Source organism: Paractinoplanes hotanensis, from assembly GCF_023717965.1.
Classification (GTDB): Bacteria; Actinomycetota; Actinomycetes; order Mycobacteriales; family Micromonosporaceae; genus Actinoplanes; species Actinoplanes polyasparticus.
In genome coordinates this window covers 65,913-78,859 of the sequence record NZ_JAMQOL010000002.1, presented here as the reverse complement: position 1 = coordinate 78,859, position 12,947 = coordinate 65,913, and the positions used below count along the sequence as shown (strand labels likewise).

Below are 12,947 nucleotides of genomic sequence, written 5' to 3'. Positions count from 1 at the left end.
GTCATCGCCGTAACGTGCCATTGCGCTTCCGAACTGCGTATTTGCCTGGCGGTAAGTAACTGAACGTGGAGATTAATGGCCGACCCGCGCACGCATGAGGCCATGTGATCGACTTCACCGATCACATAAAGTAATGTCAGGCAGAATTCGGGCCTTTGGTGCCGGGGGTGCCCGGCGGGCCGGGGTCGCGGCCATGCGCGGTGCGGTGGCAAGCTGCGGGCGTGAGGTTCTTCGAGCAGTTCCCGCCGCCGGATCGGGACGAGGCCGAGCCGGAGGAACCGCCACCGCCGCTATGGGCCAAGCCCGCAGCGGCCCTGGGGGCCGCGGTGCCCGCGGAGTTCGTGCTCGGCCGCGGCGGTGAGGCGGCCGTCGGCATCAGCGGCCTCGCGGCGTACCCGAACGGCTTCGCCTTCACCGTCACGGCTGTGCTGGGCAGGGAGGACCGGCGCGGGCGGGTCTTCCGGCTCGGGTTCCACCGGGACTACTTCGAAGACGAGCCGCTGTCCGACGAGTTCCTGCGGGTGGGCGTGCAGTTCTCCGACGGTAGCGGGGCCACCAATCTCGGGCGTCCGATGCTCCCGCCGGACGCGGAACCGAGCGCGCCGCTGCTGATGCAGGACGGCGGCGGCGGGGGCGGGCGGCGGTACGACATGGGTTACTGGGTCTGGCCGCTGCCGCCGTCCGGGCCGGTGGCCTTTGTCTGCGAGTGGCCGGCGTACGGCATCCCCGAGACCCGCGTCGTGGTGGAGGGCGCGCTCATCCTCGCCGCCGCCGAGCGGGCGATCACGCTGTGATCAGGCGCCTGACGCCAGTTCCAGGGCGTACGCGGGCCACCAGCGGCCGGCCGGTGGGGCGCCGCGGCCGCACGCGCCGTCGGACTCGCCGGGGCGTTTGATCCAGAGGTAGGCGTCGACCAGGCTGCGGCCGGTCTTCAGGGTGGGCGGGTTGCCGAGGGCGCGGCCCGGGGGATTGCACCAGTGGCGGTCGCCCGAGGACTTGCGGGCCGGGCCGTTGCCGTTGCGGCTGGTGTCGATGACGAAGCGCGCCCCGCCGAGCCGCTGGGAAAGCCTGGCGCCGTACCGGATGTTGGCGGCGGTGGTCTCGAAGTTGGCCACGTTCAGGGCGAAACCGCGGGCCCGCGCGACACCGGCCTTCCTCAGGGCTCCGGCCATCGTGGCGGTGTCGGTGATCCAGGCCGGGTTGCCGCCGTCGAGATAGACGGTCAGGGCGCGGTTCGCGGTCAGCGTGGCGATCGCCCGGGTGAGCAGGCGGTAGCGCTCGGCGCGCTGGGCCGTGGTGAGGCAGCCCTGCAGGGACTGGGCCACCGCGTCGGGCTCCAGGATCACGATGGCGCGGCGGCCGGTCAGCGCGGCGGCGACGGCGTCGATCCAGGCCGAGTACGCGGCGCCGGTCGCGGCGCCCCCGGCCGAGTGGCTCGCGCAGTCCCGATGCGGGATGTAGTAGAGCGTGACCACGGGGATGAAGCCTCGGGCGGCCACCATGACGCGGCCGACCCGGGTCGTGTCGCTGTCGGCGAACCACGTTGCCACCGGCCGGTCGGCGATCTTCCGGATGAGCGCGGCCTCGGTGGTCCGGCCCGCTTTCTCGTACGCCGCGAGTTGCTCGACGGCCGGACCGGTGCGCTCGACGTAGAGCTCGGTCGGTGGTGGCGGCGGCGACCAGGTCTCGTGACCCACCCGGGACGGCCAGCCGGCCGCGAGCGCCGCGGCCAGCCCGGCGGCGACGACCCGTTGGCCCGGGCTGAGCAGGAAGGCCACGTACGGGACGTTACCGCCGGAACCGGCGGCAGACTCAGGAAGCGGACACCCGGTAGACGGCGCCCGCGTAGTCGTCGCTCACGTAGATGGCTTTGTCCGGGCCCTGAACGGCCATCACGGGCCGGCCCCAGCGGGAGCCGTCCTCGCGCTGGAAGCCGGAGAGCAGCGTCTGCTGGGGGCCGAGCTTGTTGTCCCGCCAGGCGAAGAACGACACCTCCGGCGGACGCGGCGGCTTGCGGTTCCACGAGCCGTGGACGCCGACGAGCGCGCCCGCCCGGTACACGCCCGGCAGATCGGCCGCGAAGCTGAGGCCGAGCGGCGCCGAGTGCGCGCCCATGCCCTGCTCGACCGGCCGCAGCGCGGCGCAGTCGAGCTTCGAGCCGTCGCGATTGGTGTCGAAGTCACGGACGAAGGGCCGGTCGGAGTAGCTGAGCGGCGAGTCCTCGTCGCCCGGTTGCAGGTCGGGGTCGGGGTTGCAGTAGGGCCAGCCCAGGTCGCGACCCTTCTCGAGCCGGGCCAGCGGCTCGAGCGGGTGGTCGTTCACGTACGAGGTCTCGACCTTGCCCTGGTCGTCACCCTCGTACGGAAAAGGGACGTTGTCGCGGTTGTTGACGGCCGTCCAGACGCCGCCGTCGGGCGCCACGGCCAGCCCGGTGCCGTTGCGGACGCCGCGTGCGAACGTCTCGAGCCGGCCGTCCGCGAACCGCAGGATGGTCGCGCGCTCGGGCTCGGCGTCGCGGTCCTCGGCCGAGATGTTGCCGGTCGAGCCGATCGAGATGTAGAGCGACTTGTCCGGGCCGACGGCCACGCTCTTGAGCGCGTGCGCGTATTTGCCACCCAGCTCGGGGCTCTTGTCGTCGGGCAGCCCGTCGACGACGACCCGGCGGCCCGAGACCGCGCCGTTCGCGTAGGCGTACGCATCGACCTGGTCGCTCTCGGCCACGTAGAGCGTGTCGCCGTCGAAGGCCAGGCCGTGCGGCTGGTTGAGGCCCTCGACCAGGGTCTGCTGCCTGCCGTCGCTGAGCACCACCACGTCGCCGGACTCGGGGCGGGACACCAGCAGCCTGCCGTCGGGGGCGAAGGCCAGCAGCCGCGCGCCGGGCACCCGCGCCCACAGGCTGACCGTCCAGCCCGGTGGCGCCAGCATCGACTGCCCGGAGCCGCCCCGCACCTCGGTCGGGACCAGGGCCGAGGCGTCGATGGCGGCCGACGGCGGCACGGTCTTTCTCGTCTCGCCGGCCGGCGCGTCCTGGGAGCACGCCGCCGCACCGAGCAGCAGTCCACCGGCCATCACCACGCGCACGATCGATCTCATCGGACCATTGTTCCCGACGGCTCGGGGTCCGCTGTTCATCCCGGCTCGGCGTTCCCTGTTCATCCCGGCTCGGCCTCCTCGAAGACCAGCAGGGTGCGAGTGTTGACCACGCCCGGCATGCCCTGGATGGCGTCGAGCACCAGACGGCCCAGCGCGGCGTTGTCCTCGGCCCGCACCAGCATGATGACGTCGAACTCGCCGCCGACCAGCGCGATGTGGACGACGCCGGGCAGCGAGCGCAGCCGCTCGGCCACGTCCCGCCACTCGGCCTGATTGAGGTTCACCGTCACGTACGCCGTGGTGCCCAGGCCGGCCGCGACCGGATCCACGTCGGCCCGGAAACCCCTGATCACGCCGGTCGTGCGGAGGCGCTCGACCCGGGCGTAGGCGTTGGCCCGCGAGATGTGCAGGCGCTCGGCGAGCGTACGCATCGACAGCCGGCCGTCGCGGGTCAGCTCGGCCAGGATCTGGCGGTCGATGTCGTCGAGCGGCCCGGCCACTTGTCTCAGCCTCCCGCTGTCGAGGTCGCGCTCCCTGGACGATTGGCGTCGTCCTGGGCCCTCCGAACGTACATCTTCTCGGTTCCGACCCAGTAGTGGAATCCAGATGGCACCGCGACGAGCATGGGCCCATGACAGGTGACGCAGACCACCTTCTGCCCTCCGACACCCCGGTGACCCTCATCGACGCGCACGGCCACCCCGTCGCCGATGCCGGTCGCGCCCTTCCCGACGACGCCGCCCTGCGCCGGGCCCTGGCCTCGCTGATCACCGCGCGCAGGCTCAACGATCAGGCGTACGCCCTGGTCCGCCAGGGCCGGCTGGCGGTCTACCCGTCGTCGCACGGGCAGGAGGCGTGCCAGATCGCCGCCGCCCAGGTGCTCGACGAGGGCGACTGGCTGTTCCCGACCTACCGCGACACGGTGGCCGCCGTCGAGCGCGGGGTCGACCCGGTCGAGGCGCTGAGTCTGCTCAAGGGCGACTGGCACTGCGGCTGGGACCCGTACGAGCACCGCGTCGCCCCGCACGCCACCCCGCTGGCGACCCAGTTGCCGCACGCCGTCGGAGTCGCCCACGCCGCCCGCCTGCGCGGCGAGCCGACCGTCGTGATGGCACTCTGCGGCGACGGCGGCACCAGCGAGGGCGACTTCCACGAGGCGCTCAACTTCGCCGCCGTGCTCCGGGCCCCGGTCGTGTTCCTCATTCAGAACAACGAGTACGCGATCAGCGTGCCCCTGGCACGGCAGACCGCCGCGCCGTCGCTGGCGCACAAGGGCGTCGGCTACGGCATTCCCGGCGAGCGGGTCGACGGCAACGACGTGGCCGCGCTGCTGTCGGTGCTGGGCGAGGCGGTGGCGCGGGCCCGGGCCGGCGGGGGACCGCAGCTGGTCGAGGCGCACACCTATCGCATGCAGGCGCACACGAACGCCGACGACGCCACGCGTTATCGCGCTTCCGCCGATGTCGAGGCGTGGGTCGGTCGCGACCCCGTCACCCGGCTGTCGGCCTACCTTCAGATCGACGAATCGGACTTCCGTGCTCGTGCCGAACGCGTGGCGGAGCACCTTCGGGACGGCCTGAACCGTGACATCGAGCCTGATCCGGATCAGCTCTTCGCCCACGTGTATGACCGTCCGACAACGCAGCTGCGGGAGCAGGCGGCTCAGCTGGCCGACGAACTCTCCCGGGAGGTGGCGTCGCGATGACCCGGCACGAGAAGCTCTCCATGGCGCAGGCGCTGAACCGGGCGCTGCGTGACGCATTGTCCGACGATCCGACAGTCGTGGTGTTCGGTGAGGACGTCGGGCCGCTGGGCGGCGTCTTCCGCGTCACCGACGGGCTGACCGCCGAGTTCGGCGAGGACCGCTGCTTCGACACGCCGCTGGCCGAGTCCGGCATCGTCGGAGTGGCGGTCGGCATGGCCATGAACGGGATGCGGCCGGTGGTCGAGATGCAGTTCGACGCGTTCGCCTACCCCGCGTTCGAGCAGATCGTCAGCCACGTGGCCAAGATGCGGAACCGCACCCGCGGCCGGGTGGCGCTGCCGATGGTCATCCGGATCCCGTACGCGGGGGGCATCGGCGGCGTCGAGCACCACTGCGACTCGTCGGAGGCCTACTACGCCCACACGCCGGGCCTGCACGTGGTGACGCCGTCGACGGCGACCGACGCGTACGGGCTGCTGCGGGAGGCCATCGCCTCGCCCGACCCGGTCGTCTTCCTCGAACCGAAGAAGCTCTACTGGAGCAAGGAGGAGGTCGAACTCGGCCCGCGCCCGCCGGCGATCGGCCGGGCGGTGGTGCGGCGCGAGGGCACGGACGCCACGCTCATCGCGTACGGGCCCAGCGTGCCCGTCGCACTCGAGGCGGCCGAGGTGGCCGACCGCGAGGGCCGCAGCCTGCAGGTGGTGGACCTGCGCTCGATCGTGCCGTTCGACGACGAGACGGTGTGCGCGGCGGTCCGCTCCACGGGCCGGGCGGTGGTGGTGGCCGAGGCCGCGGGCTTCGCCGGCGTCTCGTCCGAGATCGTGGCCCGGGTGACCGAGCGCTGCTTCCACTCGCTGGCCGCGCCGATCCGCCGGGTGACCGGATTCGACATCCCCTACCCGCCGCCGAAGTACGAGCACCTGCACCTGCCCGGCGTCGACCGGGTGCTCGACGCCGTGGACGACCTGCAGTGGGAGGACTCGTGAGCGACCAGGTCTTCCGGCTGCCCGACCTGGGCGAGGGGCTGACCGAGGCTGAGGTGGTGCGCTGGCTCGTGGCCGAGGGCGACGTTGTCGAGGTCGACCAGCCGGTGGTCGAGGTGGAGACGGCCAAGTCCCTGGTCGAGGTGCCGACGCCGTACGCGGGGACGGTCGCCACGAGGCACGCGCCCGAGGGCGGCGTCCTCGAGGTCGGCAAGCCGCTGCTGACGGTGGCGCCGGCGACTGCCTCGACGGCGGCTTCCGTTTCGCCCGCTCCTGCGGTCGCTTCGGCCGAGACTTATCGCGAGGAGGAGCGCGCTGGTTCCGGCAACGTCCTGATCGGCTACGGCACCTCGGGCGCGACCGCCGTGCCGGGGCGTCGCCGTCGTCCCCGTGCCGCGTTGGCGCACGCGGCTTCCGTCCGTGCCTCGCGGGTCCCGCTGGTTGTGTCTCCGCTGGTGCGCAAGCTGGCCCGCGAGGGCGGCGTCGACCTGCGCACGCTCGACGGCTCGGGTCCCGGCGGCCTGATCGTCCGCTCCGATGTCGTGCGAGCGCTCGCCCTGCCCGCTCCGTCGTTGCCGTCCGCGCCCGCTGCGCCCGCTGCTCCTTCGTCGCCGGGCGAGCGGCGCATTCCGATGACCGGCTTCCGGCGCGCGGTGTCGGCCGCGCTGAGCCGCAGCCGAGCCGAGATCCCGGAGGCCACGGTCTGGGTCGACGTGGACGCCACCCGCCTGTGGGAGTTGCGCGAATCGACTCGCCCGGGCCCCGGACTGCTCGCCTACATCGCCCGGTTCGTGGTGGCCGCTCTGCGCGAGTACCCGGTCTTCAACTCCCGCGTGGACACCGAGCGGCAGGAGATCGTCGAGCTCGACCGCATCGACCTCGGCCTGGCTGTCCAGGGCGCGCGCGGCCTGGTGGTCCCCGCCGTCACCGACGCCGGCGCCCTGACCACGACCGGCCTCGACGAACAGATCCGTCGCGTCACGGCTGCCGCCCGCGCCGGCACGGTGACCGGCGCCGGCACGTTCACTCTGAACAACTACGGCAGGTTCAACGTCGACGGCAGCGCCGCGATCATCAACCACCCTCAGGTGGCCATCCTCGGCTTCGGCCGCATCATCGACCGCCCGTGGGTGATCGACGGCCAGGTGTGCGTCCGGAAGATCACCCAGATGAGCTTCGTCTTCGACCATCGCGTGGCCGACGGCGCCACCGCGGCCGGCTTCATGCGCAGCGTCGCCGACGCCGTCGAGAACCCGGCCTCGGTGATCGCGAGGCTCTGACCGCACGGGACGGGCCGGTCAGCGGCGTACCTGATAGCGCAGGTGAAGCACGCGGTTGCCCCGGATCACCACGTCCGGATCCGCCAACAGGTGCTGCGCGTCGACCGACCCGAAGTAGCGCTTGCCGGACCCGAACACGACGGGTACCACGTCCATGCGCACCTCGTCGACCAGGCCCGCGGCGAGCGCCTGGCCACCGACGTCACCGGCGGCGACCTCGACCAGGCGGTCACCCGCAAGCTCCTGCGCCTTGGCCACGGCTGCCTCGACGCCGTCGACGAAGTGGAACGGCGCACCGGCGTCCCAGCCCTCGGGCGCCGGCCGGTGGGTCACGACGACCACGTGGTCGATCCCGCCCGGCGGCTTCCCGTCCCAGCCGTCCGTCAGGTCGAAGACATGGCGGCCGCAGATGGTCACCCCGATCTGATCCCAGTACGGCCGGGTGTAGTCGTAGGAGGTCTGCGACACCTTCAGCGCGCCGCTCTCGTCCAACGGGACGTCACCGCCGGACAACCAGTCGAACAGCGGTCCGGGCTGGTCGTTCTCGTCCGCGATGAAGCCGTCGACCGACACCGAGCTGTACATGACCACCGTGCCCACGGGGCTCTCCTCTGACTTGGGGTGCCGCCAAGCTAGCGTGCCGTGAGCGGCCGGTCTTGTAAGAAATCAATCGGCGGGCAGCGGCCAGCTGTCCAGCACATGGCCGGGGTGTTCGCGCAGGAACCGCCGCCGGACCTCGACGTACCGGGTCGGTGTGAGCCCGGTGAACGCCCGGAACTCGTGGCCGAAGTGGGCCTGGTCGTAATAGCCCGCGTCTCCGGCGAGGGAACCCCAGGCGATCGGCCCGGCGGGGTTGATCGCGAGGACGGTGGCGGTGAAGCGGTAGCTGCGGGCCAGTTGCTTGGGCGTGACGCCGATGAGCTCCTTGAACCGCTGTGCCAGATGAGTGCTGCTGACACCGGCGGCCACCCGCAGGTCGCCGATCGCCACCGCCCCGCCGGCCGCCGCGATGACGCCGCTCGTATGGCGGACCAGCCCCAGCCCGGCCGCCTCGCCCAGCCGTCGCATCAGCTCGTCCTCGAGCAGTGTCAGCATCTCGTGCGGTCCGTTCGCCGTGGCCATCCGGTCCCGTAGCTCGGCGACGGCTGGCCGGCCCCAGACCTGTTCCAGGGTCACCGGCCGGTCACACAGCTCGGCCGCGGGCATGGGCAGGAACGGCGCCGGCCCCCACGGCTTGAAGTGCACGCCGACGGACCGGGTCTCCGCCGGATAGCCGAACTCGAAGGCGCGACTGGGCGTGGTGACCACGCAGCCGTCGGCGTACTCGGTCGTCTCGATGTCGGCGCCGGCGCGGATGCGGAACGGCGCGCCCAGGTTGACGACCAGCAACGCCGCCGGACTTGCCGGCAGGGTGAGCCGGGCGTACGGCGGCGCACCCGCCAGGTAGTAGAGGTCGTCGATCAGCCCGTCCAGCGGCGGTCGCGGCACTCTGGACACGTACTCCATGCGCACAGCATCGCCGACGCCCCACCGGCATCGCACCCCGGATGGCTCAGCCGCGCTGCCGCCGGCATCAGGTCCGGGCGGACGCCGCCCGGAGGACGTCGAACTCGCAACCCGGCGAGTCCGGGTCGAAGCCGTGCTCGACCAGCCAGCGGCCCGCCAGCAGGCTGCGCAGCGACCACCAGCCGCGGACCACGTCGATGTCGGCGCCGGCGCCGTAGCCGGCGATCACGTCGCCGAGATGCTCCTCGTGGCCGAGTGTCAGGCTGGCGAGATCGCGCAGGGCGTCGCCCTGAGCCGCCTCGGACCAGTCGATGATGCCGGTGATCTCGTCTCCCTCGGCGAACACGTGGCTGACATGCAGATCGCCGTGCACGAACACCGGATTCCAGGGCCGGAGCACCGCCCCGGCCACCTCCCGGTTCCTTTCGACGACGGCGGCCGGCAGGATGTCGTTCGCAAGCAGCCACGCGCACTCGCTCTCGAGATCCGCGGCGTACTGCTCCGGGCCGGGCCCCGGCCACGGCGGCAGCGGCGCGTCGTGCAACCGCCGGACGGCGGCCCCCGCGGCGACCCACGCGGCCGGCGAAGCGGTCGACGGCCGGCCGATGCGGCCCAGCTCCTTCCCGCGAACAGCGGCTAGCGCCAGCACGGGCGGCTTGCGCCACAACACCTGCGGAGTCGGCACCGGCGCCAGGGTCATCGCCTCGACCTCGACGTCCGTACGCTCCTGATCCGGGTCGACCTTCAGGAAGACGTCCCCGACGCGCAGGGTCGCCCGTTCCTCATGAGCGAGAACAATCTCGACCTTGTCCACAGCGGCCATTCTCGCCGGGACGAACACCGCCGTCGCCCGATTTACCACGCCGGCGGCTGGCATCATCACGGAGTGGAAAGAGTGAGCAGCCGTGTGGTGTACCGCAATCCGTGGATGACCGTCCGCGAGGACGAGATCAGGCACCCCGACGGCAGCCCCGGCATCTTCGGGGTGGTCGAGAAACCCGACTTCGCGCTGGTGCTGCCGCGCTGGGCCGGTGGCTTCTGGATGGTCGAGCAGTTTCGCTATCCGGTGGGCCGTCGGGCATGGGAGTTCCCGCAGGGCAGCTGGGGCCGGAACGCCACGGGCGACCAGGCCGCCCTGGCCCGGCAGGAACTGGCCGAGGAGACCGGCCTGCGTGCCGGGTCGTTGACGCACCTCGGTCATCTCTTCGAGGCGTACGGCTATTCGCCCCAGGGTTTCGACGTCTATCTCGCCTCGGACCTGGAGGAGGGCGCGCCCGACCGGGAGCCGAGCGAGCAGGACATGGTTCATCGCTCATTCCGCGACGACGAGATCCTGGCGATGATTCGTTCGGGCCGGATCGTGGACGCACCGTCGCTGGCCGCCCTCACTCTCTACCGGTTGCAGGCGGTCTGAACGAGGATCGCGGCCGCGCCGGCGAGCCCGCCTGGTGGCGTTCCAGGTGCAGCCGGCGGTAGCGGCACTGCTGAGCGGTCGCGAAAGGCCATTTCAGGATCGGGCCCGCCCGCGGTGGACGGCAAGCACCGCCTCAGCTCGCGACGTATCCCCTCAAATCGGTCAGCATCGGGCCACTCGGCGAATGGCACCGGGCCGTTCGGCCATCAATGCGGCCGGCGTCTCACGGTCGGAAGGTGAGCGCGCTGACCCGGCTGCCCGCGTCCAGGGCGAGGTAGAGGTCGTGGACGCCGTCGGCCGCGGTCACGGCGGCCGGTGTGCCGGGTGTCACCGAGGCGAATTCCGGGCCCGCGTACGGGTCGTCGAGGCGCAGCAGGACGGGCGGCCCGTCCCCGTCGACGGCCACCTCGCGTACGCCGGAGAGGTCGGCGCCGTTGAAGCAGCACCAGGCGCCGTCCTCGGTGGCGCGCACCGCCTCGCCGCGGACCGGGTCGGCCGTGGCCACCAGCGTGATCCCGCTGTACTCGTCGTGGTCGGCGGCACGGACGGTGCGGTCGAGCACCCGCTGCGCCCCGATCCGGGTGCCCCGCACGGCCAGCGTGCCGGTGAGCCGGATGTCGCTGGCCGAGCGACCCACCAGGATCTTGTGCCGGGCCGTCTCGACCACGAACCGGTTGGAGGTGACGTCCCAGAAGCACAGGTCGTCGATCCGCAGCGTGAAGCTGACCAGCCGCGACTCGCCGGGGGAGAGGCGCACCTTGTCGAAGGCGCGCAGGCGGCGCAACGGCTGCTTCACGCGCGAGACCTGCTGGTGGGTGTAGAGCTGCACGACCTCGGTGCCCGCCCGCTTCCCGATGTTGGTCACCCACACCGTGATCGTGACCCCGTCGCCCGCCGCCGCCGTGGGCTGCGAGACGTCGAGGTTCGAATAGTCGAAGGAGGCGTACGAAAGTCCGTGCCCGAACGGATAGAGCGGCGTCCCCCGGTAGTACTGGTAGGTCGCGTCGTTGGTGATGATGTCGTAGTCGAGGATGTCGGGCAGCTCGCACGCGCTGCGGTACCACGTCTGCGTCAGCCGCCCGCCCGGGTCGGCCTTCCCGGTCAGCACGTCGGCCAGCGCGTGCCCCAGCTCCTGGCCGCCGTGCGACATCCACAGCACGGCCGGCAGGTGGGCGTCGGCCCAGCCGATGGCGTACGGATAACTCGAGACCAGCACGAGCGCGGTTTCCCGGTTGGCCGCGTGCACCTCGCGCACCAGCCGTTCCTGGGTGGGCGGCAGCTGCAGGTCGGTGCGGTCCTCGGTCTCGCGCCCGTTGACCAGCGGGTGGTTCCCGATCACGACCACCACCGCGTCGGCCGTGGCGGCCAGGTCGGCGGCGTCGGCGGCCCCGTCGACGAGCGTCTCGAGCGCGAAGCGGGCCGCGCGCGGACCCAGGCCGAGCTGGGCCGTGATCGCCTCCTTTCCGGCGTGAGTGTGCACAGTGGTCGAACCGTCGGGACGCTGCCCCAGCGTGAACATCTCGGTGACGACCCACGCGGACGGGCCGGGGGAGTCGGCGGCGATCCGGCCGTCGGCCGCGCGCAGGAACCGGCCGTTGAGCGTCGACCGGAGGGTCACGACGTTGTTGCCCCAGTCGAAGACGTCGAACGCGGCCGGCTCGACGGTCAGCCGGATGCCGTCGGCGTCGGCGGCCAGGTAGAGCCCGCCCAGGCGCAGCGCTATCCGGTCGACGCCCTCGGCGTGCACGACCGTTTCGACGGCCTCGCTCAAGCCGTCGCGAACGGTGACGGCGTACGCCAGGGAACCGCTGTACCAGTCGGTGAAGACGCGGTCGGCGTGCGTGCCGACGACGGCCACGGTGCGGTGCCGGGCCGGATCCAGCGGCAGCAGGCAGCACTCCGACTTGAGCAGCGTGATCGACGCCCGGGCGGCCTCGCGCGCGAGCTCCCGGTGGGCCGGCGAGTTCACCACGCCGGCCCCGATCTTCCCGTACGGGTTCTCACCGGCCGGATCGAACTCGCCGAGCCGCACCCGCGTGGTCAGGGCGCGTCGCACCGCCCGGTCGACGTCCTCCTCCTTGATCAGTTCGCGCCGCATCGCCTCGGTGATCCGCTCGACGGTGACTTCGCTGCGCCGATCGGCGTCGGTGAAGCTGTCGATGCCCGCCCGCAGCGCCGCCGCGTGACTCTCCGCGTGGTCGGCGAAGAAGGCCTGCTGCATCGGGTCGGCCAGGTTCGTCGGGGCGTAGGCGTCGGACACCACGAAGATCTCGTCGCCGGTCCAGCTGCGCAGCTCGTCCTCCAGGTACGGCGAGACGTGCGCCGGGCGGCCGTTCACCAGGTTGTACGCGGCCATCACGGCTACGGCCGAGCCGCGCTCGACGGCGGGGCGGTAGGCGGGCAGTTCGTACTCGCGCAGCACCCGCGGGCTGAGGTTGCTCGACGTGAGGCAGCGGTCGGTCTCGTTGTTGTAGCCGAGGAAGTGCTTGAGCGTCGGCGCCGTGCGCAGCACCCGTGGGTCGTCGCCGGCCAGACCCCGGGCGTACGCGTCCCCCATGAGCCCGGTGAGCAACGGGTCCTCGGCGTAGCCCTCCTCGTTGCGCCCCCAGCGCGGGTCGCGCAGCGGGTTGACCACCGGCGCCCAGACGTTGAGGCCGCACTTGCCCGCGCTGTGCAGGCCGCGCACCTCGTCGCCGACGGCCGCGCCGACCCTCGTCATGAGGCCGAGATCCCAGCTGGTGGCCAGCCCGATCGCCTGCGGGAAGACGGTGGCCTCACCCAGCCAGGCGACGCCGTGCAACGCTTCGGTGCCGGTGGTGAAGGCGGCGAGGCCGAGCCGGTCGATCGCGGGCTGGTGCTGGTGCAGCAGGGCGATCTTCTCGGGCAGCGTGAGGCGGCCCAGCAGATCCTCCACACGCTCCGCGAGGGGCGCGGCGACCTGACGGAACATCGGTGTGTCGCTCATG

At 72.0% G+C, this 12,947-nt stretch carries 12 protein-coding genes; 5 read left to right on the top strand and 7 right to left on the bottom strand.

The annotated features are described in order from the left end of the window. The first annotated feature begins 221 nt into the window (after positions 1-221). Entirely contained in the window at positions 222-794 is a 573-nt protein-coding gene (locus LXN57_RS01685) for a hypothetical protein (protein ID WP_251796176.1), read from the top strand. Here the strand turns inward: LXN57_RS01685 and LXN57_RS01680 are convergent, their stop codons facing one another. From LXN57_RS01680 to LXN57_RS01670, 3 genes are read right to left on the bottom strand one after another with little or no spacing between them, the layout of a single operon-like run. After that, positions 795-1,778: a glycoside hydrolase family 6 protein gene (locus LXN57_RS01680; protein WP_251796175.1), complete on the bottom strand. Its 984-nt coding sequence runs from the start codon at positions 1,776-1,778 to the stop codon at positions 795-797. It lies immediately after the preceding gene. 34 nt (positions 1,779-1,812) lie between these two features. After that, positions 1,813-3,093, bottom strand: a complete 1,281-nt coding sequence (locus LXN57_RS01675; RefSeq protein WP_251796174.1) for a PQQ-dependent sugar dehydrogenase — start codon at positions 3,091-3,093, stop codon at positions 1,813-1,815. Positions 3,094-3,152: 59 nt separating this feature from the next. Beyond that, positions 3,153-3,593, bottom strand: coding sequence for an Lrp/AsnC family transcriptional regulator (locus LXN57_RS01670; RefSeq protein ID WP_221374099.1), 441 nt, complete (start codon positions 3,591-3,593; stop codon positions 3,153-3,155). Between the two features lie 53 nt (positions 3,594-3,646). Between LXN57_RS01670 and LXN57_RS01665 the strand changes: the two genes are divergently transcribed. Genes LXN57_RS01665 through LXN57_RS01655 form a run of 3 tightly spaced genes read left to right on the top strand, consistent with a single transcriptional unit; the run spans position 3,647 to position 7,061 of the window. Continuing rightward, on the top strand, positions 3,647-4,798 hold the full coding sequence (locus LXN57_RS01665; RefSeq protein WP_438872818.1) for a thiamine pyrophosphate-dependent enzyme: 1,152 nt from the start codon (positions 3,647-3,649) through the stop codon (positions 4,796-4,798). Further along, a complete protein-coding gene (locus tag LXN57_RS01660) occupies positions 4,795-5,784 on the top strand; it encodes an alpha-ketoacid dehydrogenase subunit beta (RefSeq protein ID WP_251796172.1) in 990 nt (329 codons plus the stop codon). Before LXN57_RS01665 ends, LXN57_RS01660 begins: the two co-directional genes overlap by 4 nt. Then, positions 5,781-7,061 carry a dihydrolipoamide acetyltransferase family protein gene (locus LXN57_RS01655; RefSeq protein ID WP_251796171.1) on the top strand — a complete coding sequence of 427 codons (1,281 nt, stop codon included), beginning with the start codon at positions 5,781-5,783 and terminating at the stop codon, positions 7,059-7,061. The genes LXN57_RS01660 and LXN57_RS01655 overlap by 4 nt, the downstream gene beginning before the upstream one ends. Positions 7,062-7,079: 18 nt before the next feature. Here LXN57_RS01655 and LXN57_RS01650 read toward each other — a convergent pair whose 3' ends face one another. The 3 genes from LXN57_RS01650 to LXN57_RS01640 all read right to left on the bottom strand — a co-directional run bounded on the left by LXN57_RS01650 (position 7,080) and on the right by LXN57_RS01640 (position 9,390). Further along, on the bottom strand, positions 7,080-7,661 hold the full coding sequence (locus tag LXN57_RS01650) for a dihydrofolate reductase family protein (RefSeq protein ID WP_251796170.1): 582 nt from the start codon (positions 7,659-7,661) through the stop codon (positions 7,080-7,082). 66 nt (positions 7,662-7,727) lie between these two features. Beyond that, the gene (locus LXN57_RS01645) at positions 7,728-8,567 is read right to left on the bottom strand and encodes a helix-turn-helix domain-containing protein (RefSeq protein ID WP_251796169.1); all 840 of its coding nucleotides are present in this window, start codon (positions 8,565-8,567) and stop codon (positions 7,728-7,730) included. Between the two features lie 67 nt (positions 8,568-8,634). After that, positions 8,635-9,390, bottom strand: a complete 756-nt coding sequence (locus LXN57_RS01640) for an aminoglycoside phosphotransferase family protein (RefSeq protein ID WP_251796213.1) — start codon at positions 9,388-9,390, stop codon at positions 8,635-8,637. A gap of 72 nt (positions 9,391-9,462) precedes the next feature. Between LXN57_RS01640 and LXN57_RS01635 the strand changes: the two genes are divergently transcribed. Then, entirely contained in the window at positions 9,463-9,981 is a 519-nt protein-coding gene (locus tag LXN57_RS01635) for an NUDIX domain-containing protein (RefSeq protein WP_251796168.1), read from the top strand. 223 nt (positions 9,982-10,204) lie between these two features. Here LXN57_RS01635 and LXN57_RS01630 read toward each other — a convergent pair whose 3' ends face one another. After that, positions 10,205-12,946: a glycoside hydrolase family 3 protein gene (locus LXN57_RS01630; RefSeq protein WP_251796167.1), complete on the bottom strand. Its 2,742-nt coding sequence runs from the start codon at positions 12,944-12,946 to the stop codon at positions 10,205-10,207. Between the last annotated feature and the right edge of the window lies 1 nt (position 12,947).

Excerpts from the sequence above, each read along its gene's own strand:
- LXN57_RS01640 (WP_251796213.1), bottom strand. The coding sequence starts at position 9,390 with ATGGCCGCTGTGGACAAGGTCGAGATTGTTCTCGCTCATGAGGAACGG.
- LXN57_RS01645 (WP_251796169.1), bottom strand. The coding sequence starts at position 8,567 with ATGGAGTACGTGTCCAGAGTGCCGCGACCGCCGCTGGACGGGCTGATC.
- LXN57_RS01675 (WP_251796174.1), bottom strand. The coding sequence starts at position 3,093 with ATGAGATCGATCGTGCGCGTGGTGATGGCCGGTGGACTGCTGCTCGGT.
- LXN57_RS01660 (WP_251796172.1), top strand. The coding sequence starts at position 4,795 with ATGACCCGGCACGAGAAGCTCTCCATGGCGCAGGCGCTGAACCGGGCG.
- LXN57_RS01630 (WP_251796167.1), bottom strand. The coding sequence starts at position 12,946 with ATGAGCGACACACCGATGTTCCGTCAGGTCGCCGCGCCCCTCGCGGAG.